The organism is Epilithonimonas sp. KH_059, assembly GCF_057838485.1.
In genome coordinates, this window is sequence record NZ_CM174468.1 from 781,087 (window position 1) to 803,101 (window position 22,015).

A 22,015-nucleotide genomic window follows, 5' to 3' on the forward strand; every position below is an offset into this window, starting at 1 on the left:
ACCATGGATTTAAAAGAAAAAGAAGAACGTTTAAAAGCTCTAAACTCTTGGGGAAAAGAATCGATGGCGATCACGCTCGGGATTCAATTTACGGACATTGATGAGGAAAGTCTTTCTGCCACTATGCCCGTGCAACCTAAGGTTCATCAACCCTACGGCATCTTGCATGGAGGAGCAAGTGTCGCCTTAGCCGAAACCCTTGGCTCTACCCTTTCTGTTCTACACGTGGACCGAGAGCAGTTTGCCCCTGTGGGAACGAACATCAACTCAAACCATCTTCGCAGCATAAAACAAGGGATTGTGACCGGAAAAGCGACGTTTATTCGCAAAGGAAATACGATGCACGTTTCTCAAATTGAGATTCGCGACGAGCGTGGAAAGCTGATCAACCACACCACCATGACAAACAACATTATTCCTCTTTCTAAACTAAAGTAATGCTTTATTTCAAGCTTCCTTTTTCTTCGGACCTCTATACGCTTCAGGGAGAACCTTCAAAGGATTCCCTTCAGTTCATCTCTTTTGACGAAAAGAAAACCCTCAGCTTTAAAGGAACTCTAGAAAAAGTAAGTGAAAAGCAAATTCTAGACTCTGAATTCACCTCCTCACAGCTTACAGATAGTTCTGAGCTTATTCCTCAAACGAGGGAGCAGTACAACGAAAGATTAGAAGAGGCAATAGCGCTTATCAAAGAACATAAGCTCGATAAGCTTGTGCTTTCGAGACGAAAGCTTATCGCTTATAAAGAGCTCTCCCTTTCTAAAAGCTTTCTTAATCTGACAAAAGCGTATCCGAAAGCCTTCTCGTATGTATTTGCACAAGGAACCGAGAGCTGGATTGGGGCGTTCTCCGAATTACTCGGAGAATACGATCTTCTTACAGGGCAATTTAAAACGATGAGTTTAGCAGGAACTCTTCCTTTAGAAGAAGAGTGGGAAGTAAAGGAAATAGAGGAACAGGCGGCGGTGACCCGTTATATGGAATCGGTCCTTTCCAAATACTCTTCTGAGATTAAGACCTCAGAGACCTATTCTCATCCCTCGGGCTCCATCAAACACTTACGAACCGATTTCTCCTGCCAAGTAAATCCAAAAGATCTGGACGCTTTGATCCAGGACCTCCATCCCACTCCGGCCGTTCTAGGAACGCCCAAAGACTTGTGCATACAGCTTCTAGAGAACCTTGAACCTTACCCAAGAGAATTCTATGGGGGATACAGTCGGTTAAAAGTGGGAAATAAACTCTATTTCTTTGTGACGCTTCGCTGCGCAAAACTATTTACTCGCTCAGCCCATCTTTTTGTGGGCGGAGGAATTACTGCGAAAAGCAGCGTCGAAAAAGAATTTCAAGAAACGGAGCTAAAAGCTCAGGCGATCGGAAATCAGCTCGAAATAATCTCTTAATTAGAAGCCTCTTTCTTTGCAGGAAGCTTAGACCAAGTACTTAAAACAAAGACCAAAAGAAGTCCAATAATTCCGGCTACTAAAGAAACGACAAACTTCGTGTTCTCTTCATGAAGAAGTCCTTTGTCCCAATCTAAACCGTAAAGGTTTACCCCTACAAAAAGTAAAAAGAGTACTAAAAAGAATTTATAAAGCCTTTGCATAACTGCTATAGTTTAAAAATGAATATACGATTGAATTAGTTCTGCAAAGTTACTCGTAAATAATTTAATAGAGATCGCTAAAAGGATAATTCCGAATACTTTTTCTATTACTTTCAGTGTAGAGCGTCCTAGCTTTCTTTCAATCAAACTTGCGGAGCGAAGAACTAGGTAAACAAATAAGGTATTGAGTAAGATTCCAAAGATAATATTAATGTCATGGTACTGCGCTTTCAGGGAAAGTGTAGTCGTTAAAGTTCCTGCTCCTGCAATCAAAGGAAAGGCAATCGGAACGATGGAAGCTGCTTTTGCCTCTTCGTGACGCTGAATTTGAACGCCCAAAATCATTTCAAGGGCAATAATAAAGATAACGAAAGCACCGGCAATGGCGAATGAATTCACATCCACCCCAATAAAGCCAAGTATCTTATTCCCCACAAAAAGGAAAGAAATCATAATAAGTCCTGCCACAATAGAGGCTTTCCCCGAATCAATGGCTCCAAACTTTTGTTTCAAACTCACAATAATCGGAATTGAGCCGATGATGTCAATCACGGCAAAAAGAATCATTGAACAAGTAAAAATTTCTTTAAAAGAAAAATGGCTGAATACTTCCATAACTCAAATTATTAATTTCGCAAAAATATGAATAATAAATAATAATTATACAATTTTCTTATAAATTCTTTCTGCCTGCTCATAAAGCCCTTCTAGTGGCTCTGCGGCGTGTGCAGGGGCATACTTTTCGATCTTCACTTTCTGTCTAAAATCGCGATACTCCTCTGCGGCCATCGCCCCAAACTCAGCTTCAAATTGCGATTTTATTCCTTTCGGGTTTGTTTCCGCTACTTTCTGCTGCGCCTTTGCATCCAAATCTTCAAGTCCTTCAAAAAAAGCATCTCGATTTCCATTTTTCGCCTCTGTGGATAGCTCACTAAAGAGGTCCTCAAAGTTCATCTCCATTTCTCTGCGGATCTTCTCCTCGGTTTCATGGACCGAGCCTAAATCCACCTTCTGCGTTTTGGAGTCGCTTTTCATTAGCCTTCTAAAGAGAGAATAGAAGAGTAAAATAACGGCTAAGAACACGGCTATAAGCGTGTAATTGGAAAGAAGCGTCTTCCAATTGAATTTGTCTTTTTCTTCTATCTTAAATTGAGTGGTCTGTACAATAGGCGTGTTTACAGTCTCGAGCACACTGTTGGTGTATTCGTTTACTTTTTCAATGGCAGATTTACTCCCTTTGATTTCTTCCTCGGTCAAAACGTTTACGACCACAGGACTCGGGTCAAGACTATGAAACTGCCCGTCTTTTGGATTAAAGTAAACAAATGGAGTGCTGGCCACTTGAAAGCGACCTGCCACTTTTGGGATCACTAGATATTTGGCGCTTACATAGCCGTCGAATCCTCTTTTGCCCCCTAAAATGCGCGTAGTAACCTCCGGTCTAAACATTGAGCTCTCGCCCGTAACCGACAAATGAGGAAGCATGGTACGACTTAAATTCCCTGCGCCTGTAAGACGTAGTTCAAAGGGAATGGCCTTCCCTACTTGCAAGGGTTCTTGTTTTAGCTTGGGAACGAGCGTAAGTTTATAATCCCCTACCGCTCCCTTGTAGCCATTAGGAGGTGCAGAAGGAAAATCTTTCACGTGGAGCTTTGCACTGCCGCTTCGGAGTTCATGCGCTTTGTTCCCTTCCGCCATTACGTTCACGCTCACAGGAGGAACGGTTAGGGAGCCTGGTTCTTTTGGAATCACGAGAGCCATTCCAATGACTTGAGAAGAAACTCCCGTCTTTTGCTGTATTTCGGATTTGTCAAAAGCCACAGGCTTAAAACGCATATGATCGCTTTTAGGAAACTTTACTTTCCCAACCCGTCGCAGTTGATTAAAGTCTTTGCTATAGGCTCGAACAATCGCCATAGTAGGTTCACCGGGGTAGATTTGCTTTTGATCGATCTCCATTTCGATCGAAATTTTGGAAAGGGAAGACTCCTGCGCAGCGCGCGTATTAAAATCTCCATCTCTTACGGTCACCTCAAAGGGATCGGTCATGTAAATCTGACCGTTCACGGTCACAAGAAAAGATCCAATCTTGAACTTTCCACTGCTTTTAGGCTCTAATAAGAATTCGTAAATAAGTTGGTTGATTACGGTACTCGTGGAAGGATCTCCATAGGTCTGACGCACCGAACCTTGGCCTAAGACATGAAATTTGGATAAATCGGGTGTACGCAGAGGCGTTTCCTGAATCAGGTCATTTCCGTTGAGTTCCTGAATCACGTAGAGGGTGAATTTCTCCTTACCGTTAAGAACTTTCTTATCGGTATCTGCTAGTAGACTCACCTGAGCATCGCTCAAACCTGAGACTACAAGGAACAGAAAAAATAAGAGCCTAGTCTTCATCACCAATCTTTCTCGTTGCTCCTAGGCACCGAATATGTGTTTTTATTTAATATCTTTCTTGCCGTCTCTGATTCCCGTCCTTCTACACGGTTCAGTAGTGCATTTTGCTCATCTTTTGGCATCTGACTTCCTTTGGGTGCATCTCCCTGGTTCTTTCCGTCCTCTCCTTTTCCTTCACCACCTTCTCCTGCAGTACCTTCACTCGGTTTTCCGTTCGGGTCCTTTTGGGCGTCTTTGCTTTTGTTCTTGCCCTCATTCCCACCGCCGCCACCGCCGGCATTCTGAGACTCTTTCTCTTTTTCTTTCAGCATGGCAATCTCGTAATTTCGCCTTGCTTCTTCTTGGTAAGGATCAAGTTTTAACGCTTGTTTGTAGGCCGCAGCGGCCCCTTTGGAATCGTCAAGCTTCATAAGGGAATTTCCCAAATTGTACTGCGCCACGAGTCCTTCCTCTTTTGTCTTAGCGAAAGATAAGGCTTTTTCATATTCTGCCCTAGCCTCTTCAAATTTCTTTTCTTTATAAAGGGAATTCCCCAGATTGTAATGCGCTGCAAAATCGTTAGGGCTTTTTTCGACCGCACCTGAGAATTTGGATCTTGATTCCGGGAACTTCCCTTTTTCAAAATACTGATTCCCCTCGTGCATGAATAGCTTATAACTTGACTGGGCTTTTACAGTGTAAAAACCAAGCAAAACAAAGAGAAATAGAAAATAATTTTTTTTGACCATTGATGCTACAAAATTATTTCTTTTAATCTGAATATCTGAGGGTAAAACCGTTAAAATTTGGTTAAAACAACCGCTTTAGGTGGGGCTTTAGAAGTGAAAACCTCTTTTCGGATTGAAAAGAAGGATTAGCAGCCAGAAAAAGAGCGATACTGCTAAGAAATATTGGTAATAATGCTTGGCATTTTGCGAGTCCACATAGAGATTCGAATCGCTTGAAGCCTGCTTTAGTTCATGCAGAATTTCTCTGGAGGCATTGTCAAGGGAATTTCCATTTACATAGCTGCCTTTGGTCCCTTCTGCCAGGGCTACAAGCGCCTTTTCTTCACGTTTTGTGACCACAGGCTGACCATCAAGTCCCATTTTGTACCCTAGAAGTTGACCGTACAAATATTCAGGAACTGGAGCACCTTCCGCAGTGCCAATGCCCACACTAAGAATGCGAATGCCTTCTTTTCTAGCTAGGGATAAAGCCGCTTTCTGCTGCTCTTCATTGTCCTCTCCGTCCGAGATCAAAACGACTTGTCTGGATCCTTTTGGAACCGACTTAAATTTCTTAACGGCCTCCTGAATCGGCTTTAAAAAATCCGTTCCTTGGCTTTGCAAAATCGTGGTCTCAATTCCTTGAACGTAAGACTGCACCGCGGTAAAGTCCGTCGTTAAAGGAAGAATGGAGCGACCCTCAGCGGCAAAAACAACAATTCCGACTCGATCGTTTTCTAATCCTTGAAGGGTGTTAATTAATATGTTTTTTGCCATCGTGAGCCTACTTGGCTCTATGTCCTCGGCATTCATAGAACTGGAGACATCGAGTAAAAACAGAACGTTGTTCATTTTCTGCTCAGATTTGATTTTCTCACTTGCTCCTAAAACATCGACAATCGCAAGGACTAAAAATGCAACTGCCAATAGATAGAAAAGAGGAAGAACTCTTGCGATTGGACTGCTTTTAGAAAACAATTTTTCTCTAAACCTGGGTTCTGCAAAGGCCTCACGAGACTCCCGTCTCCATCGCAAAAACGCGACGATAAGCACCCCTAAAAATGGGATCAGTAGGAGTAGAAGCAGATAAAGAGGTTGGCCTAAGCTTACGTCCATGCGTGGTCTATTTAGAGTATGGTTTTAAACAATGCCCATCTCAAAAGGGCATCTACGAGTAAAATGAGTAGTGCCCCCAAGAGCAAATAACGAAAATACTCGGTATAGTTATACATTTTCGAGGTTTTCACCTCGGATTTTTCAAGTTGGTTGATCTGCGCATACACATTTTGAAGCGCATCGTTTGAGGTAGCTCTAAAGTACTTCCCTCCCGTTTTCCTTGCAATGTCCAAAAGAGTGGGTTCATCAATCTTCACCTCGACTTCGGTAAAAACAAGGTCTCCAAAGATATCTATATTCGTGGGCATTAAGGCGTAGCCATTAGTTCCAATCCCAATGGTATAGACCTTAATTCCCAAACTTTGCGCCAAATCCGCTGCGACAAGGGGCGAGATGGAATTCTCAATCGTATTGACCCCGTCGGTCATCAAAATAATAATCTTCGTTTTGGCTTTGGAATGTCTTAAATGCGTGGCTGCGACGGAGAGTCCGTCTCCAATTGCGGTCCCAGGCTCTAGTTCCATTGGATCTATTTGCTCGATTTCATCCAGCACAATTTGATGGTCTGAGGTGACGGGTACTTTGGTTAAGGCTTCTCCACTGTAGGTTACAAGACCAATTCGGTCGGTGGGCCTGTCCTTCACAAACTGACTTGCGATTTTTTGAAGCGCAGAGAGTCGATCGGGTTCTAGGTCTTTAGAAAGCATACTTAATGAGGCATCCACCGTCAGCATAATGTCCATTCCTTTGGTGTCGTCCTGAAGCTCTGAAATACTAAAAGTCCGTGGCCTAGCCATGGCTAGGAAAAGAAGACTTAAAATCAAATATTTAGAAAGTTTTAAAAACTTTAAAACCAGGCCATACCCTTTCGAAGAGTCCATATCTTCTAAGGAACTTACTCTCAGCTGCTGGTTTTTTTTCTTTGAAAAATCTCGAATCAGAAGGGGAACAAAGAAAAGAAAGAGCAGAAGCATCCAGGGGCTTTCCCATTGAAAATTCAAATCAAACATCCTTTCTCAAATTTTCAAATTCTAAATCCTTGCTCGATTCTTTGACCATCTGCACAATCGAGTCGTAATCCTTCGTCATGGCCTCCTCGTCTGGGAAAATTTTCGCAAATTTCACGAGATCTCCTCTTGTGAAGACTTCTTTTAAGATGGCTTCGCTCGGCTGCGAGACCGTTTGGTTCATATGAATAAGGTCAAGTAAATCTTCCGTTAACAGAACGTCCGCAGGAATTCGGTATTGACGCGTCAGAAAGGCTCTTGAAATGTCGATTAACTCCACATAGAAGAGTCGGTAATTTCCTTTTTCAATATACTGTTTCTTCTTAAGCTGTGCGAGCGCCTTTAAGGTTTGGTTGGTCGCTACTTTTGGCGAGTCTTTTTGCCTCTTTCCGTACTTTATGAATTGATAAATCAGAAAGATAATCGCGAGTAAAGCGAGTAGTCCTAGTAAGTAAAACTTATAGAGGTCCCAATAGTCTTTCATATTGAGTTTCACCTCTCGGTTTCTCATGATGTCGTTGATTTCATCGCCCTTTTGGGCTGTGTTCACGACTTCTAACGTGTAAGGGATGGTTTTCAAAACTTTCTCTCCGACTTTCACCTCAAAAGCAGGAAGCGTAAAGGTTCCTTCCTCAAAAACAGTAAAGGTAATGAGGCGCTCGTAATGATCTCCTTGCAAAGAAATACTGTCTTGAATCTCTTCGAAGTGAAACGGCAGCAGCTCCCCTCGAGGGGCAAGCTGTACGTTTTGTCCGTTTAAATTTTCAATTCGGATTTTGTAGGTATTAGGCTCCGCGAGTGCAATGGTTTTTTTTTCTAGTACAGAAAAAAGCGTTTGACTACTTACACCTAGGCTCCAAAGCCCAAAAAGCAGATAGATAAGTTTTTTCAATCTCCTTACGTTTATCGGTTTAAAAAATACTGGTGCAGGGCGCGCGTATAGGGTGCGCCTGTGTTTAATTCAATAAGGCCTGCACTGTGTTTTTCCAAAATTTCTTTTAATTTTTTCCCTTTACTTCTTCTCGCCTCAGCGAAATTATAGCGCCAGCGTTTATTCGAAGTGTTCACCCATTTGACTTCTCCTGTTTCGGAATCTTCAAAAGCTACGTAACCTAAATTCGGAAGTTCTAAATCGCTTCGATCGTTGACCCGAAAGGCGAGCAAACTGTGGCTTCTAGCCGCTACCCCAAGGGTTCTTTGTTCAATTTCTTCTTGAAAATCCGATATCATAAAGACAAAGGATTTCTTTTTGAACACTTTCATAAGATACGAAAGCGCTTCGGCGTGATTGCTTTTAGCGCGAACGGGCTCAAAAGAAAGAATTAAAGAAAGAATCGAAAGCACATGCTTTCTTCCTTTCCTCGGAGGAATCACTTTATAGACTTTGTCGGCATAGAGGATTAGTCCGACTTTGTCCTGATTGCCTGCCGCTGAGAATCCAATACTCGCGCAGATTTCGGCCATGTATTCTCTTTTTAGAGCGCTGTGGGTTCCAAAATCCATCGAGGAAGATACATCCACCATAAGAATGACACTCAGCTCTCTCTCCTCTTGCATTACTTTTACGTAAGGCTCTTTAAATCTTGCCGTTTTGTTCCAATCAATTCTCCGAATCTCATCGCCAGGCTCGTAGGGTCTAATCTCAGAAAAGACCATCCCTTGTCCTTTAAAGGAACTGTGGTATTGCCCCATGAGCACAGCCTGGCTTTTGTGCCGGGTGCGTATCTCAATCTGTTTGACTTTCTTTACAAGTTCTTTAATGTCCATAGAATTCTTTCCTTTCTCTTCTCTCCTTTTCTTTAGAGAGGATCCCTTTATTTACGGCGCCTGAATTTTCGCTAGAATCTTTTCAATTAAAGCCTCCGAAGTTAATTCTTCCGCCTGGGCCTCAAAGCTAAGGCCTATTCTATGTCTTAGAACATCCATCGCCACCGCTTTGACGTCTTCCGGAATCACAAAGGCGCGGTTTTGCAAGAAGGCATGCGCGCGGCTGGCAATGGCTAAATTAATGGAAGCTCTTGGAGAAGCTCCAAATGTAAGGAAATCGGAGAGTTCACTTAGTCCGTACTTTTCAGGATTTCTAGTGGCAAACACCATATCCAGAATGTATTTTTCAATTTTTTCGTCTAGGTAGATCTGATTTACGATGGCTCTCGCTTCTAGTATCTGCTCTAAACTAAGGACTGCATTAATCGTCTCAGGCGTCCCCGTGGCCACACGTCTCATCACCTCTCTTTCGTCCTCAAAATCCGGATAATCGATCGTACATTTAAGCATGAATCGGTCACTTTGCGCTTCAGGAAGCGTATAGGTTCCTTCTTGGTCAATTGGGTTTTGAGTGGCAAGAACGAGAAAGGGTCTTGGTAGAGCCATGGTTTCATCGCCAATGGTCACCTGCCTTTCTTGCATCGCTTCTAGAAGTGCAGATTGCACTTTCGAAGGCGCTCTGTTAATTTCATCCGCAAGGACAAAGTTTGCGAAGATAGGCCCCCTTTTGATTAAAAAATCGTTCTCCTTAATGTTGTAAATTTGAGTTCCAATCACGTCCGCTGGAAGAAGGTCCGGCGTAAATTGGATTCTTGAAAATTCGCCATGCACCGCCTGGGCCAAAGATTTGATGGCTAAGGTTTTGGCTAGGCCGGGAACTCCCTCTAATAAAACGTGTCCGCTTCCTAAAAGCCCAATGAGCAGTCGGTCTATCATATAAGACTGCCCGACAATGGCTTTGTTAATTTCCTGTTTTAAGCGCGTAAAATGCGCGTTGGTTTCGGTAAGCTTATGCGTAAGAATCTGAAGCTCTTCAGCCTGCTTTATTTCTGACATAAATTGAATTTAATATTGCGTGGGTAAAATTGCGATAAATACAAGCAAAAGTCAACACAATTAGTGCCAATTTCGCGTTAAAATTTGTTAAATGTAAAAGCACTGGAATTGGGCCATAGAACCCTCTTTCTTTTGCTTTCTAAGTGCAATTTACAAGATTTTTAGCTTGGAAACTCCAAATTTGTCTTTCAATTTTTATTTGTCTCCCTTTTCCAATCTCTCAAAATCCGAAGTCCGCTGCCCTTGTAACCCTCTAAAACAAAGGAAAGAAGGATGATTGTTATCAGATTTGAAAATAGTCCACGAATTAAGGTCGCATGAATAGCAGCTATTCAAAAGCGAATCCTTCCACAAAAATCTTCTGAACCAAAAGGGCCGCTTTGCCTACTATATTCCAATGCCTAAGGGGAACTTAAATATAGTACCTCTACTTGTGATTTACAATTAATTAAAGTACTTTTGAAGCTTAAAACCAAGTCTTATGACCTATCAATTTCAGACCCATAAAACGGTCAGAAAGAACTTAAAGGAAATCCTAGATTCCACTCCGTACGAGGAGCTTATGCTCATCCCGGATGGATTCAATAACAACCTATATTGGAACCTAGCTCACTGCGTAGCGACCCAACAACTTCTTCATTATTACCTAAGTGGCAATTCGTTTCGAATTGATAAATACTGGGTGGAAACCTACAAAAAAGGAACCCTCCCAAACCTAGACGTCTCCACTTCAGAAATAGAAGACCTCGGGTACCTACTCACGGAGACTTCCAAGATTTTAGCAAAAGATTACGAGGCCGGGCTCTTTACAGACTACTCGAATTATCCCACAAGTTTTGGGATCTCCCTTAGTTCCATTGAAGAGGCCATTCAGTTTAACAACGTGCACGAGGGACTACACTATGGCTATGCCCTTGCACAAAAACGCGCCATTTTAGGCGAAACCCATTAATATGAAAGATTTTAACTCAAGCGAAGGTATCGATAAGAAAGACGACATGGTCTTTGGAATCCATCCTGTGATGGAAGCCATTGAAAGTGGCAAAAACATTGACAAAATTTTTGTTCAAAACCAACTTGTTGGAGCCAATGTACAGGAACTTAAAGCCCTTCTCGCAAAGCACAAAATTCGTCCGAACTATGTGCCGGTTGAAAAACTAAACCGACTCACTAGAAAAACCCACCAAGGGGTTGTGGCTTTTATCGCTCAAGTCCCGATTTACAGCATTGAAGACATTTTACCCGGTATGCTGGAAGAAGGGAAAACGCCTTTCCTTCTTATTTTAGATCGCCTTACCGACGTAAGAAACTTTGGTGCCATTTGCCGTACGGCAGAGTGCGTAGGCATCGATGCCGTGATCGTCCCAGAAAAAGGAGGCGCACCGATCTCTTCAGATTCGATTAAGACTTCGGCGGGAGCCCTTTTCAACATTAAAATCTGCAAGGAGAAAAACTTAGCCCACACCGTGGATTACCTTCAACAAAACGGTGTGCTTGTGTATGCCGCTACAGAGAAAGCTCAAAAACTAGCCTACGACGTAGACTTCAATGAGCCTTGTGCCCTTGTCATGGGGAACGAAGAGAGCGGAATTTCAAAAGAAGTTTTGCACCATGCAGACGAAAAAATCAAACTTCCTATTGAAGGAAAAACCCAATCCCTCAACGTATCGGTAGCCACTGGTGCCATCCTGTACGAAGCCATTCGTCAAAAATCCCATTCCCTTAAACTCGAATCGTAAGATTCCCACCCCTTAGAATTACTTTATGAAAAAATATACTATCGTTCTTTTTGCCTTACTAAGTGTAACTGCTTGCAAAAAAGAAAACACTACTTCAACGACAACTTCAACATCGGATAGCCTTGCTCCCAATGCTTCTACATCCGATTCAACTGCGGTGGTAGGAGCTGAAAGCGCAGGACCTGCCATTGCGGAGAAGGAAGGAGTCTATACTCAAAACTTCAAATTAGCCATTGGTGAAACCTACCCTCTTACCACGTACCAAAGAAACCTACAATCGGTCGTAGGACCGGACGGAAAAACCCAAAGGGGATCTAGCAATTCTACGGACGAGATGAGCTTCACGGTTAATGATTTGAAAGACGGAGTTTATGACATCACGATTAATTTGGTGGGAAAAACCAATTCTCAAACGGCCGCAGGAAAAACCGTGACGGTCGATACCAAAGGGAAAGAACCTGAAGATCCTCAACTCAAGATGATGTGGCATATGAACCGCGCGCTTACGGGGAACAAACTTCAAATGAAAATGGATACCAAAGGAGAAGTTCTCTCCATTACTGGATTCGACCCAATCTATAAGAAAATTACAACGGCAGCCACTTCTCAAATCAAAGAAGCGGAACAAAAAGAAGGTTTCCTTAAAAGTTTCAAGGATAGCTTCAATGAAAACTCCATTAAAGAACAGTTTACCAAAAACCTAATGGTTCTTCCAAAAGCTGGAGCGAAAATTGGACAAAAATGGAGTGAGACCGAAAATGCAGCTCCTGATGGTTCTGTAAAACTAACGACGAATTACACGCTTGAAAAAGTGGAAAATGGAATCGTTACGATTAAAGTAACCGGCGGTATTCCAAAAAAATCAGATAAGAAAACAAACGAGGGAGTGACCCACACGATCTCCTCTGAGCTAAATCAAAGCGGAAGTGTGAAGCTGGATCAGGCCACAGGTTGGATCAAAAACCAAAACGTGAGCGTGAAAACCACGCAAAGCCAAACGCTTTCTGATGGAAAACAAAGCGAAACCATGAAAAGCGAGTCGACTTCCACTGTTATTGTCAACCCTGAAAAATAAAGATTTTTACTTCTCATGAAATTCATCCTTCTTACGATACTCTCTACGATCATCATTTTCTTTGTTTGGAATATTTTAAAAAGACTCTTTTTTAACAAATTCTATCAATTTCCAAGTCCAAAGAAGAGTACTCAAACTCCCAAAGAAAAATTGAAGTCCAATTTAAAATGGGACGCTGAAACGGTAGAGTATGAAGAGTTAAACGAAAAAGCAAATGGCCAAAAAGACTAATCTCCTATTCGTAGTCCTTTCCTTAGGGATTTTACTTGCCATCTCCCTTTTGTATCTCTCCCCTGTTCTTACGGGTAAGAGTGTCATTCAGCCCGACATCGTGCATTACAAAGGAGGCGCAAGTGAACTTTTGGATTACCGCGCTACCCACGGAGCGGAAACCTATTGGAGCGATGCCATGTTTGGGGGGATGCCTACCTATCAATCAGGAGCTCAGTTCCGAGGCGATTTAATTAAGCAAGTCGATTATGCGCTGCAGATTTTGCCAAGGCCTGCCAATTATATTTTTCTACTCATGGCGGGGTTCTTTCTGCTTGGCTATGTGGTGACCAAAAGCTGGAAGTATGCCCTTTTAGGGGCTACCTTTTTTGGTCTTTCCACCTATTTCTATATCATTATTGCGGCCGGACACAATGGAAAAGTCCATACCCTCGCCTATTTTGCGCCTTTGCTCGCAGGCATTTTACTGGTGTACATTCGAAAGAAATACTTACTTGGGTTTATTCTCACGACGCTTTTCATGGGACTGCAAATTGCAGCGAACCACCCGCAAATGACCTACTATCTCTTTATCGCCCTTGGGTTTTTATTTCTATCCGAACTCTACAGAGCGATAAAAGACAAAACGAGACTTCGTCACCTTTTAGTCAGTTCAGGAATTCTGGCTCTAGCGTTTGTTCTTGGCGTAGGAATGAATTCGCAAAGGCTCCTTGCCAATGCTGAATTTGTAAAGGAAACTACCCGCGGAAAACAAATTCTTGACAACCCTACCCAATCGAGTACGAAGTCCGGTCTTGACAAAGAATCCATTACGATGTGGAGCTATGGAAAGCTCGAAACTTTAAACCTCTTCATTCCACGCCTTATGGGCGGCGCGAGTAGCGAAGAAGGATCCGATAAAATCATGGAAGGAGTCCAGACTTTGGTACAGGAGAACGTACAGAGTCAGGCGCAGTGGGATCGAATCTCTCAAGGCCTTCGAAGTTTAACCTACTGGGGCGAGCAGCCGGGAACCTCTGGACCCGCTTACCAAGGTGCAGTCGTAGTTTTCCTTGCTATACTTGGGTTTTTCTTTGTTCGAAAAAAGTACCGTTACTGGATCTTAGGAGCTAGTATTCTAACGATTCTACTTGCCTGGGGGCATAATTTCTCCCTACTCACAGACTTTTTCATTGAATACATTCCTTTATACAATAAATTTAGAGCGCCTTCCTCCATTTTAGTGGTGGTAGAACTTCTCTTCCCTCTTGTGGCCATTTTAGGACTGTATCAGTTCTTTCAAAGCTCGGAAATCTCCAAGGAAAAGAAACAGAAAACGCTTATTTGGGTAAGTGCAGCGGTAGGGATCTTCCTTATTTTACTTCTTCTAGGTGGAAAATCTCTTTTAGGCTTCTATACGCCTAGTGAAAAGACCTACCTTCCCCCTTATCTATTAGACTATCTTGCAGAAAACCGTCATTCGGTTTTTGTCCAAGACACTTTAAAAACCTTGGGCTATGTTGCACTTGTCTTTGCCCTACTCTTTTTAAGTCTAAGACAAAAGCTATCACAGAACGTAGTGTTAATCGGAATTGGGGTTCTTAGTTTAGTGGATCTTTGGAGCGTAAACAAACGCTATTTAAACGATACCAATTTCGTAGAGAAAGCCTTTGCAGAGCAGCCTTTTTTAACCGAAGACTCTGAATTCTTGCAAGAAAAAGCGAAAGACAATTCTTACATTCAAGGACTTTTAGGCCAAATCCCGGTGAATAAGGCCTTAGAAGAATTAACCACGACCGACACGAGTCATTATCGAATCTACAACCAAACCTTAGGGACTTTTGGTGAGACCAATACGTCGTATTTTAAATCTTCCATTGGCGGGTATTCCGCTGCGAAATTGAGACGCTACGATGACCTCATCGATCGGTATTTCTTAAGAGGAGATTCTATCCAAACTCCAAACGTACTGAATCTCTTAAATGCGAAATACCTCATCTACGGCTCTACCGCAGATCCCCAGGTGGCCCTGAATCCAGACGCAAACGGTCCAGGTTGGCTCGTCTCAGAAGTTCTCTTCACGAAAACAGCTAATGAGGAATTTGAAGCGATTGGTCAAATAGACAGCAAAAAGGTAGCTGTGATTAATGCCTTAGACCAATCTTATCTCGAAGGGAAACCTCTTGCCGCGGATTCCACTGCAAGCTTTACCCTCACAGACTACAAAGCCAATGAGATCGCATTTGCATCCAAATCGAAAACCCCTCAGTTGGCCGTGATATCAGAAATGTACTATCCATATGGTTGGAAAGCCTATGTCGATCAAAAACCTGTGGAGTACATTAAAGTAAATTATCTCTTACGAGGAATCTATCTGCCCGAAGGAAGTCATGAAGTCAAAATGGTCTTTCAGCCAGAGGTCATTCAAAAAGGAAAACTTTATTCACTTTTGAGTACGGGTCTTTTTGTTCTGCTTGCAGGGCTTGGATTCTATATCGAGAGAAAAAAGACGCCTACAAAACCTACTAAGAATGAGGGTAAGGAGCTAGAGGGAGAGTAAAATGAATAAAAAAAAAGTTTTAATCATCACGTATTATTGGCCTCCCGCAGGGGGACCCGGCGTACAGCGATGGCTAAAATTTACAAAATACCTGCCTGAGTTTGGGTATGAGCCCTATATCTATACTCCTGAAAATCCAAGTTACCCTCTTTTAGATCCTTCGCTAGAGAAGCAGGTTCCAAAAGAGCTCACGCTTGTGCAAACCAAAATTTGGGAACCCTATCAATTGGCGGAACTCCTTAGTTCAAGCAACAAAAAGTACAAAGCCGGTCAGTTTGATAAAGTAGAAAATCAGAGTCTAAAAGGAAGACTCTCCATCTGGGTTCGAGGGAATTTCTTTATCCCCGATGCCAGAAGGTTTTGGGTTAAACCCTCAATTCGTTTTCTAAAAACTTATTTAAAAAATAACGGCATTGATACGGTGATTACCTCCGGTCCACCGCATTCTATGCACCTAATTGGCCTTGGACTCAAAAAAGAAGATCCCTCTCTAAAATGGATTGCGGACTTTAGAGATCCGTGGACCGAGATTTCCTATTACAAGCATTTAAAACTCTCCAAATGGGCGGATAAAAGGCACCACGCACTAGAGAAAGAGGTACTACAAACTGCGGATCTAACTCTGGCAACCAGTTACTCGGATGCAGAGCAGTTTAACTCCTTAGGGGCAAATGCAATTTGCATCACCAATGGATTTGATCCAAGTGATTTACCTACCCTCCCAAAAGACAGCCCTACGTCCGATGCAAAGTTTTCGCTCAGTTATATTGGCGTTTTAGAACAATTAAGAAATCCCCAGCTGCTGTGGGATGTATTAATCGATTTGGTTCAAACTGAAGAAACCTGGAAAGAGAAGCTTGAGCTTCGTTTTGTGGGTCGAGTCGACCCCAAACTTCTCGAGAGTCTTCAAAGCTCCCCACTGGCCCCTCACTTAAAGGAACTAGGCTATCTCTCGCATGAAGAAGCCTTAGCTCAAATGCAAAAAGCTTCCTTACTCCTTATCACCAATTTTCCGTCAAGCGCTTCCAAAGGCATTATCCCCGGAAAGCTTTTTGAGTACTTAGCCTCGGAAAAACGAATTTTATCCTTTGGACCTCCCTCAGCGGATGTGCAAAAGATTCTAGAAGAAACGAAAAGCGGGTCTCATTTTACGTATGACGAATCGGCCTCTCTAAAAGAATTTTTGAAAAAAGAAATGGAGCTTTTTAAGTCCGGAGAAAAGAAAAAAGGCGCTGCCTCCATTGAAAAGTTTACAAGACGCTCTTTAACAAGATCTCTTGTCAGTGCACTTGAACGTTTAATTCCTTAAACTGAAACTCTATGACCCCTAACGATAAACTATCCGAAAAAAGCACTCAGGAGCTCATTTCAGAGCGAGCAAAAATTAAAACGGCCCTCTTAACGAATGCGGTCATGGTAGGCGTTTTGATTGGCATTGCAATCTATAGCACCTATACGAATGGACTGAGTATTCTTACGTTCTTTCCGCTCCTTTTCATTCCCATGTTTGCCAAAAAAGCAGCGGGTAAAAAAGCGATAGACAAAGAACTTAAGAATCGAAACGTATTGTAAAAGATGGAATTGAGGAGTTCCCTCTTACCATCCTCACGTTAAACTCCTTTCTACTTGCTGTGTTCAATTAAATAATTGGCAATCACTTTCTCAATGAGTTCTTCCTTGGTTAGGTGATGAAAAGTCGATTTGATCTGAAGTTTAACCTCTTCTGGAATTTCACGGTTGGGTTTGGTTTTAAAGACTTTTTTTGCCCAAACCAGGGTATTGTTCCATTCTAGGTCCTTTGCATCTACTTTCCCTGCAGGCTCAAAATGAATTCCAAGTTCTTTTTCAAACCCAGCAATTTCTTTTACCTCTTCCTCTTGAAGGATCGTCATTGAGAGTCCTTTGGCACCTGCCCTCCCTGTACGACCGCTTCGGTGCACATAGGCCTCTTTCGTATCAGGCAAATGGTAATTCACCACGTAGGCGAGCTCCTTTACATCAATGCCTCGAGCCACTAGATCCGTGGCAACCAGTATATCAATATGCCCTTCTCGAAACTGCTCCATGATGCGATCTCGAATGGCCTGAGTTAAGCTACCGTGAAGAGCCCCAGAGGGGATTTTACGGATGGCTAAGTTCTTGGCCAATTTGTTTACAGCTGCTTTGGTTTTGCAAAAGATAATCCCTCTTCCTCCTTTTTGAGAATTTAGGAAATGCAGGAGTACATCCAGTTTTTCAATAGGATCTACAACCAGATACTGATGATCGATTCCTTCGTGCGGCAATAGGTCTGATTCCGACTGAATCGAAACGGCATTTTTATTTAGGTAATTGTGGACAATTTCTTTTAACTCTCCAGGCATCGTGGCACTAAACAAATACGTGCGACGCTCCTTAGGTAGAGCTTTTAAAATCTCTATCAAATCTTCTTTTAAGACTTGGAACATTTCGTCGGCTTCGTCTAATACAAGATGCTTTAACCCTTTCACATCAAAGGCTTCTCTTTTTAGTAAATCTAAGAAACGACCGGGAGTCGCTACCAGAATTTGAGGAGAGGCTTTCAGGGCCTCGATTTGTGATTTAAGGGTACTTCCCCCTGTGATTAACACGGTGGAAACTTCCGCAGTGTAGGTTGAAAAAGAAATTAGATTGTTATAAATCTGTTGGCTTAACTCTCTTGTGGGCGCTAAAATTAGAGTTTGTATCCCCGTCTGCTTTGGATCCACGAGTTGCAAAAGAGGAACTCCAAACGCAGCGGTTTTTCCCGTTCCTGTTTTCGCAAGTGCGACAAGGTCTTTCTTCTGATCGAGAATTACAGGAATCACACTCTCTTGAATCTCGGTGGCAACCGTGATTTCAAGATCAGCTAAAGCTTTTTGAAGGGACTCGTTTATTCCCAAATCGGAGAGGCGTACAGACATATCTAATTTTTTACAAAGATAGCGACAGTTTTGCTCTTAAGGCTATTCTAACCTAGTGAATTGTTGCAACTCCCCTAGGTCCTCCCTCTAGTCCTAAAATAAGAAGTCCGTCTCACCCAAGGGGAAACGGACTTTTTTCTTTGACTGCGCCCGTAAAGCGCTGCAGATAGAGAAGGGTTTATAGGTTTACAACCATCCCATTTCTTCCATCCATTCGTCGTTATAGATTTTCCCTACGTATCTAGAACCGTGGTCATGCAGTAAGACTACAATCACATCGTCTTTCGTAAAGGTGTCTTTCATCTGAACAAGGGCTGCGATGGCACTTCCTGCAGAGTAGCCACAGAAGATTCCTTCCTCTTTTGCCAGCTTTCTAGCGTAGATTGCTCCGTCTTTGTCAGTTACTTTCTCGAAATGGTCAATTACGCTCATGTCGTAATTTTCTGGAATGATATCCTCTCCAATTCCTTCGGTTATGTAACTGTAAGCGTTCTCTAGGTGGATTTCGCCAGTTTCATGGTATTCTTTAAGAATAGATCCATAGGTATCCACTCCAATTATGTTTATATCTGAATTCTTTTCCTTGAAAAACTGTCCACATCCGGTTACGGTTCCTCCGGTTCCTGCTCCGGCCATAAAATGGGTAAGCTTCCCCTCCGTTTGCTCCCATATTTCAGGAGCTGTAGATTCGTAATGGGCCTGACGATTCGATAGGTTATCGTACTGGTTCACGTACCATCCGTCTTTTGTTTCCGTAGCTAAGCGCTTGGAAACAGAATAATACGAGCGTGGATCTGTAGGTTTCACATCCGTAGGACATACGATGACCTCCGCTCCTAGAGCTCTAAGGATATCGCACTTTTCTTTGGATTGTTTGGAGTTGGTGACAAAAATACATTTGTATCCTTTCACAATGGCGGCAAGGGCAAGTCCCATTCCCGTATTCCCTGAGGTCCCTTCAATAATGGTCCCTCCTTTTTTTAAACGTCCGTCTTTTTCTGCGTCCTCTATCATCTTTAAAGCCATACGGTCTTTGACAGAATTCCCAGGATTAAACGTTTCCACTTTGGCAAGGACTAGGGCTGGAAAATCAGGTCCTAGCACTTTATTCAATTTTACAAGTGGGGTATTCCCGATGGTTTCGAGAATCGTATTTGCATAAGTCATAGCGTGTTTTCTAGTAGTATTTAAGTGGTGCAAAGATACAATTTTCCCCTTAGTTGTATTTGATAGAACGTACAGGAGAAATCTTTGAAATAAGGACACTTGGTAAGACCAGTGAGACCGCAGAAATTAGAAGTATCCCTACCGAGATCCCTACAATATAAAGGGGATTCAAATCCACCGGTACTTGACTTACGTAGTAGTTCTCAGGATTCAGAGAGATGATGCCGAAGTATTTTTGAAGCAGTAAGAATCCAATTCCGATGGCATTTCCGATGAGAAGCCCCGGAATCATGATAAGCAGCGTATAGTTAATGAAAATCATCCTTACCTGTCCATTGCTAGCTCCCAAGGTTTTCAATAGCCCAATTGATTGAGTCCTTTCAATAATTAGGATGAGTAAGACCATAATAATGTTAATGACTACTACTGTAAGCATAATGGTGATAATGAGGGCAATGTTAACATCAAAGATATTGATCCAATCCACGATTTGGGGATACCTAGAGGTCACTTTATCGGCCCTATTCCCCTCACCCACAAGCGCAGCAACCGAAGGAAATACCTCTTCTAAATCGTTATTGTCGTCTAAGAAAACCTCATACCCTCCCACATCAGAAGGACTCAAGTCTTGAATTCTTCTCGCGTGGTTGATCCCTCCTAGCACAAACAAATCGTCAATCATTTTGATGTCCGTTTTGTAAAGTCCAGAGATTTCAAATTTTCGGTACAGAGGGTTCTGATCTACTTTAGAAAAAATAGCCACAATGCTATCTCCTACCGATTTTTGCAAGTCTTTCGCCAACTTTTCAGAAAGCACGACCTCATTCGTATACCCTTCTTCCGTCACGATTGGGGTTCTCCCCTTGGTTATGAATTGTTTGAAGCGCTCGTGGTCAAAATCCTTTCCAATGCCTTTAAAGATAATCCCTGCAAAGTTCTTTTCAGTTCGCATAATCCCACTCACCGTCACAAATTTTTGAACCTTCACTACGTGAGGGTTTGCTTCTAGCTCTTTTAAATGGACCGTAGAGGAATTTAAAATCGCGGAATTGTAAGACGTGTTGCTATTATCGCTTTTGATCTCAATGGCACCGGCAAAATCCGCCATCCTATTTTTAATCGCATTTTTGGATCCAATTCCTGTGGAAACGGTTATTAAAGAAACAATGATTCCAAGGGCGACGGAGAGTCGACCGATGAAAATGATAATCTGTGAGAGATTATTTTTGCTATCTTTGGAAAACGCAATTTTCTGCGAGAAATAGAAAGGAAACTTCAACCCGATGAATTTTAGCCTCAAAATTAAAACTTTACTTCTTACAAGCCTAATTTTTTACGCAGCAATCGCTGGGCTCTCTGCGCAAACCTCCTCAAAGGAATGTTTTAAGGCGGGCGCAGACCGACCTGAGCTCTATTTGCCTCTGTTAGAGGGCAAATCGGTGGCCGTGGTCACCAACCAAACGGGACTTTTAGAGGATGGGCAGCATCTTGTGGATTACTTGGTCTCCCAAAACATCAAAATCAAACATATTTTTGCTCCTGAACACGGCTTTAGAGGAACGGCGGATGCAGGCGCCGTGGTTAAAAATGGAGTGGATACCAAAACGGGACTCTCCGTACTGTCTCTCTATGGAAGCAATAAAAAACCTTCTGCGGCTCAGCTTGCAGGCGTTGATTTAATTCTGTTTGACATTCAAGACGTAGGCGTTCGTTTCTATACTTACATCTCAACACTAGCCTATGTTCTAGAAGCTGCGGCCGAACAAAAGGTAGAAGTGATCGTTCTAGACCGTCCGAATCCGCATGACGGATATACCGACGGACCTATTTTAGAATCTAAATTTTCAAGTTTTGTAGGTCTTCATCCTGTGCCTGTAGTCTATGGACTTACCATTGGCGAATATGGAAAAATGACCATTGAAGAGGGATGGCTTAAAAACAAAGTAAAGCCTACCTATACGCTCATTCCTATGTTAGGATACCATAAAAAAGAGCGCTACCCGATGAGGGTAAAACCCTCTCCGAACTTACCTACGGACCAGGCTATTAACCTCTATCCCTCGTTATGCTTTTTTGAAGGTACGCAGGTTTCTGTAGGTCGAGGAACGAATCTCCCTTTTGAAGTCTATGGCAGTCCTTGGACGCCCTCGCTTCCCTATAGCTTTACACCCAGACCGATGCCAGGAGCAAGCGATCCTTTCTTAAACGGGAAAAAAAGTTATGGAGAAAATCTTTCGCTTGAGCCTACGGATCTACGAAAATTAGATCTCTCGTACCTTCTAAAAGCCTATCAGGCGTACAAGAATCCAAATCAAAATTTCTTTTTGAAGAATCTATTTTTTGATAAACTGGCAGGAACGGATGCTCTTCGCAAACAAATCGTAGACGGAAAGTCCGAATCAGAGATTCGAGAATCGTGGGAGAAGGGACTCATTTCTTTTGAGGCCATTCGCAGCAAATACATCCTTTACCCGAACTAGTCGAACGGCTCAGGTTTATTTTTGTCGTCCTTGTTTTTGTAAAGGATAAACATACCAATAGACAGTCCGATCACGCCTGCAGCTCCATTTAGAAGTGCACGAGAAAGCCTATCCTCTGCATCGCTGCCAATATAGTTCATCCCAAAAATAAGGGCAAATGTGATGATTGAAAACACAATGTGTGCTTTTCCAAATAGTTTCATA

Annotated in this window: 23 protein-coding genes; 10 read left to right on the top strand and 13 right to left on the bottom strand. The window is 42.6% G+C overall.

The window, feature by feature from the left end; translation table 11 throughout:
* The first annotated feature begins 3 nt into the window (after positions 1 to 3).
* Together AC3IRX_RS03620 and AC3IRX_RS03625 are read left to right on the top strand one after the other, a co-directional pair.
* The gene (locus tag AC3IRX_RS03620) at positions 4 to 438 is read left to right on the top strand and encodes a PaaI family thioesterase (RefSeq protein ID WP_459083651.1); all 435 of its coding nucleotides are present in this window, start codon (positions 4 to 6) and stop codon (positions 436 to 438) included.
* Positions 438 to 1,403: a chorismate-binding protein gene (locus AC3IRX_RS03625; protein WP_489211110.1), complete on the top strand. Its 966-nt coding sequence runs from the start codon at positions 438 to 440 to the stop codon at positions 1,401 to 1,403. Before AC3IRX_RS03620 ends, AC3IRX_RS03625 begins: the two co-directional genes overlap by 1 nt.
* Here AC3IRX_RS03625 and AC3IRX_RS03630 read toward each other — a convergent pair.
* The 9 genes from AC3IRX_RS03630 to AC3IRX_RS03670 all read right to left on the bottom strand — a co-directional run bounded on the left by AC3IRX_RS03630 (position 1,400) and on the right by AC3IRX_RS03670 (position 9,659).
* Positions 1,400 to 1,606, bottom strand: a complete 207-nt coding sequence (locus AC3IRX_RS03630) for a hypothetical protein (RefSeq protein WP_489211111.1) — start codon at positions 1,604 to 1,606, stop codon at positions 1,400 to 1,402. The genes AC3IRX_RS03625 and AC3IRX_RS03630 overlap by 4 nt on opposite strands.
* 12 nt (positions 1,607 to 1,618) lie before the next feature.
* Positions 1,619 to 2,221 (bottom strand): MarC family protein, encoded by a 603-nt coding sequence (locus tag AC3IRX_RS03635; protein ID WP_459083648.1) that lies wholly within the window; start codon positions 2,219 to 2,221, stop codon positions 1,619 to 1,621.
* Positions 2,222 to 2,266: 45 nt separating this feature from the next.
* Positions 2,267 to 4,006, bottom strand: a complete 1,740-nt coding sequence (locus tag AC3IRX_RS03640) for a BatD family protein (protein ID WP_489211112.1) — start codon at positions 4,004 to 4,006, stop codon at positions 2,267 to 2,269.
* A complete protein-coding gene (locus AC3IRX_RS03645; protein ID WP_489211113.1) occupies positions 4,006 to 4,734 on the bottom strand; it encodes a tetratricopeptide repeat protein in 729 nt (242 codons plus the stop codon). The genes AC3IRX_RS03640 and AC3IRX_RS03645 overlap by 1 nt, the downstream gene beginning before the upstream one ends.
* Positions 4,735 to 4,821: 87 nt before the next feature.
* Complete coding sequence (locus AC3IRX_RS03650) at positions 4,822 to 5,829, bottom strand: vWA domain-containing protein (protein ID WP_489211114.1); 1,008 nt, start codon at positions 5,827 to 5,829, stop codon at positions 4,822 to 4,824.
* An 11-nt stretch (positions 5,830 to 5,840) separates the two neighbouring features.
* Positions 5,841 to 6,839, bottom strand: coding sequence for a VWA domain-containing protein (locus AC3IRX_RS03655; protein ID WP_489211115.1), 999 nt, complete (start codon positions 6,837 to 6,839; stop codon positions 5,841 to 5,843).
* Positions 6,832 to 7,728 (bottom strand): BatD family protein, encoded by an 897-nt coding sequence (locus AC3IRX_RS03660; RefSeq protein ID WP_489211116.1) that lies wholly within the window; start codon positions 7,726 to 7,728, stop codon positions 6,832 to 6,834. The genes AC3IRX_RS03655 and AC3IRX_RS03660 overlap by 8 nt, the downstream gene beginning before the upstream one ends.
* An 11-nt stretch (positions 7,729 to 7,739) precedes the next feature.
* A complete protein-coding gene (locus tag AC3IRX_RS03665; protein WP_489211117.1) occupies positions 7,740 to 8,603 on the bottom strand; it encodes a DUF58 domain-containing protein in 864 nt (287 codons plus the stop codon).
* A 51-nt stretch (positions 8,604 to 8,654) separates the two neighbouring features.
* Positions 8,655 to 9,659, bottom strand: a complete 1,005-nt coding sequence (locus AC3IRX_RS03670) for an AAA family ATPase (protein ID WP_489211118.1) — start codon at positions 9,657 to 9,659, stop codon at positions 8,655 to 8,657.
* Between the two features lie 481 nt (positions 9,660 to 10,140).
* Here AC3IRX_RS03670 and AC3IRX_RS03675 point away from each other — a divergent pair, with 481 nt between their 5' ends.
* The 7 genes from AC3IRX_RS03675 to AC3IRX_RS03705 are packed head-to-tail and all read left to right on the top strand — an operon-like array spanning position 10,141 to position 16,815.
* On the top strand, positions 10,141 to 10,611 hold the full coding sequence (locus AC3IRX_RS03675; RefSeq protein ID WP_489211119.1) for a DinB family protein: 471 nt from the start codon (positions 10,141 to 10,143) through the stop codon (positions 10,609 to 10,611).
* Position 10,612: 1 nt separating this feature from the next.
* Positions 10,613 to 11,398 (top strand): 23S rRNA (guanosine(2251)-2'-O)-methyltransferase RlmB, encoded by a 786-nt coding sequence (rlmB, locus tag AC3IRX_RS03680; RefSeq protein ID WP_489211120.1) that lies wholly within the window; start codon positions 10,613 to 10,615, stop codon positions 11,396 to 11,398.
* A 25-nt stretch (positions 11,399 to 11,423) separates the two neighbouring features.
* On the top strand, positions 11,424 to 12,473 hold the full coding sequence (locus AC3IRX_RS03685; RefSeq protein WP_489211121.1) for a DUF6263 family protein: 1,050 nt from the start codon (positions 11,424 to 11,426) through the stop codon (positions 12,471 to 12,473).
* 15 nt (positions 12,474 to 12,488) lie between these two features.
* Positions 12,489 to 12,704 (top strand): hypothetical protein, encoded by a 216-nt coding sequence (locus AC3IRX_RS03690; RefSeq protein ID WP_489211122.1) that lies wholly within the window; start codon positions 12,489 to 12,491, stop codon positions 12,702 to 12,704.
* Positions 12,688 to 15,243 carry a YfhO family protein gene (locus tag AC3IRX_RS03695; protein WP_489211123.1) on the top strand — a complete coding sequence of 852 codons (2,556 nt, stop codon included), beginning with the start codon at positions 12,688 to 12,690 and terminating at the stop codon, positions 15,241 to 15,243. Before AC3IRX_RS03690 ends, AC3IRX_RS03695 begins: the two co-directional genes overlap by 17 nt.
* 1 nt (position 15,244) lies before the next feature.
* Entirely contained in the window at positions 15,245 to 16,552 is a 1,308-nt protein-coding gene (locus tag AC3IRX_RS03700) for a glycosyltransferase family protein (protein ID WP_489211124.1), read from the top strand.
* Positions 16,553 to 16,563: 11 nt separating this feature from the next.
* Complete coding sequence (locus AC3IRX_RS03705) at positions 16,564 to 16,815, top strand: FUSC family protein (RefSeq protein WP_489211125.1); 252 nt, start codon at positions 16,564 to 16,566, stop codon at positions 16,813 to 16,815.
* Positions 16,816 to 16,865: 50 nt separating this feature from the next.
* On the opposite strand, the gene AC3IRX_RS03710 is transcribed toward AC3IRX_RS03705, so the two are convergent.
* From AC3IRX_RS03710 to AC3IRX_RS03720, 3 genes are all read right to left on the bottom strand, one after another.
* Positions 16,866 to 18,164 carry a DEAD/DEAH box helicase gene (locus AC3IRX_RS03710; protein ID WP_489211126.1) on the bottom strand — a complete coding sequence of 433 codons (1,299 nt, stop codon included), beginning with the start codon at positions 18,162 to 18,164 and terminating at the stop codon, positions 16,866 to 16,868.
* A 186-nt stretch (positions 18,165 to 18,350) separates the two neighbouring features.
* Complete coding sequence (locus tag AC3IRX_RS03715; protein ID WP_489211127.1) at positions 18,351 to 19,331, bottom strand: PLP-dependent cysteine synthase family protein; 981 nt, start codon at positions 19,329 to 19,331, stop codon at positions 18,351 to 18,353.
* Between the two features lie 49 nt (positions 19,332 to 19,380).
* The gene (locus tag AC3IRX_RS03720) at positions 19,381 to 20,610 is read right to left on the bottom strand and encodes an ABC transporter permease (RefSeq protein ID WP_489211128.1); all 1,230 of its coding nucleotides are present in this window, start codon (positions 20,608 to 20,610) and stop codon (positions 19,381 to 19,383) included.
* Between the two features lie 4 nt (positions 20,611 to 20,614).
* Between AC3IRX_RS03720 and AC3IRX_RS03725 the strand changes: the two genes are divergently transcribed.
* A complete protein-coding gene (locus AC3IRX_RS03725) occupies positions 20,615 to 21,811 on the top strand; it encodes an exo-beta-N-acetylmuramidase NamZ family protein (RefSeq protein ID WP_489211129.1) in 1,197 nt (398 codons plus the stop codon).
* On the opposite strand, the gene AC3IRX_RS03730 is transcribed toward AC3IRX_RS03725, so the two are convergent.
* Complete coding sequence (locus AC3IRX_RS03730; RefSeq protein ID WP_459083629.1) at positions 21,808 to 22,014, bottom strand: hypothetical protein; 207 nt, start codon at positions 22,012 to 22,014, stop codon at positions 21,808 to 21,810. The two genes, AC3IRX_RS03725 and AC3IRX_RS03730, sit on opposite strands and share 4 nt — an antisense overlap.
* Position 22,015: the final 1 nt, after the last annotated feature.

Coding starts and splice junctions, on each gene's coding strand:
- AC3IRX_RS03620 (WP_459083651.1), top strand. CDS start 4: ATGGATTTAAAAGAAAAAGAAGAACGTTTAAAAGCTCTAAACTCTTGG.
- AC3IRX_RS03625 (WP_489211110.1), top strand. CDS start 438: ATGCTTTATTTCAAGCTTCCTTTTTCTTCGGACCTCTATACGCTTCAG.
- AC3IRX_RS03630 (WP_489211111.1), bottom strand. CDS start 1,606: ATGCAAAGGCTTTATAAATTCTTTTTAGTACTCTTTTTACTTTTTGTA.
- AC3IRX_RS03635 (WP_459083648.1), bottom strand. CDS start 2,221: ATGGAAGTATTCAGCCATTTTTCTTTTAAAGAAATTTTTACTTGTTCA.
- AC3IRX_RS03640 (WP_489211112.1), bottom strand. CDS start 4,006: ATGAAGACTAGGCTCTTATTTTTTCTGTTCCTTGTAGTCTCAGGTTTG.
- AC3IRX_RS03645 (WP_489211113.1), bottom strand. CDS start 4,734: ATGGTCAAAAAAAATTATTTTCTATTTCTCTTTGTTTTGCTTGGTTTT.
- AC3IRX_RS03650 (WP_489211114.1), bottom strand. CDS start 5,829: ATGGACGTAAGCTTAGGCCAACCTCTTTATCTGCTTCTACTCCTACTG.
- AC3IRX_RS03655 (WP_489211115.1), bottom strand. CDS start 6,839: ATGTTTGATTTGAATTTTCAATGGGAAAGCCCCTGGATGCTTCTGCTC.
- AC3IRX_RS03665 (WP_489211117.1), bottom strand. CDS start 8,603: ATGGACATTAAAGAACTTGTAAAGAAAGTCAAACAGATTGAGATACGC.
- AC3IRX_RS03670 (WP_489211118.1), bottom strand. CDS start 9,659: ATGTCAGAAATAAAGCAGGCTGAAGAGCTTCAGATTCTTACGCATAAG.
- AC3IRX_RS03675 (WP_489211119.1), top strand. CDS start 10,141: ATGACCTATCAATTTCAGACCCATAAAACGGTCAGAAAGAACTTAAAG.
- rlmB (WP_489211120.1), top strand. CDS start 10,613: ATGAAAGATTTTAACTCAAGCGAAGGTATCGATAAGAAAGACGACATG.
- AC3IRX_RS03685 (WP_489211121.1), top strand. CDS start 11,424: ATGAAAAAATATACTATCGTTCTTTTTGCCTTACTAAGTGTAACTGCT.
- AC3IRX_RS03690 (WP_489211122.1), top strand. CDS start 12,489: ATGAAATTCATCCTTCTTACGATACTCTCTACGATCATCATTTTCTTT.
- AC3IRX_RS03695 (WP_489211123.1), top strand. CDS start 12,688: ATGGCCAAAAAGACTAATCTCCTATTCGTAGTCCTTTCCTTAGGGATT.
- AC3IRX_RS03700 (WP_489211124.1), top strand. CDS start 15,245: ATGAATAAAAAAAAAGTTTTAATCATCACGTATTATTGGCCTCCCGCA.
- AC3IRX_RS03705 (WP_489211125.1), top strand. CDS start 16,564: ATGACCCCTAACGATAAACTATCCGAAAAAAGCACTCAGGAGCTCATT.
- AC3IRX_RS03710 (WP_489211126.1), bottom strand. CDS start 18,164: ATGTCTGTACGCCTCTCCGATTTGGGAATAAACGAGTCCCTTCAAAAA.
- AC3IRX_RS03715 (WP_489211127.1), bottom strand. CDS start 19,331: ATGACTTATGCAAATACGATTCTCGAAACCATCGGGAATACCCCACTT.
- AC3IRX_RS03725 (WP_489211129.1), top strand. CDS start 20,615: ATGAATTTTAGCCTCAAAATTAAAACTTTACTTCTTACAAGCCTAATT.
- AC3IRX_RS03730 (WP_459083629.1), bottom strand. CDS start 22,014: ATGAAACTATTTGGAAAAGCACACATTGTGTTTTCAATCATCACATTT.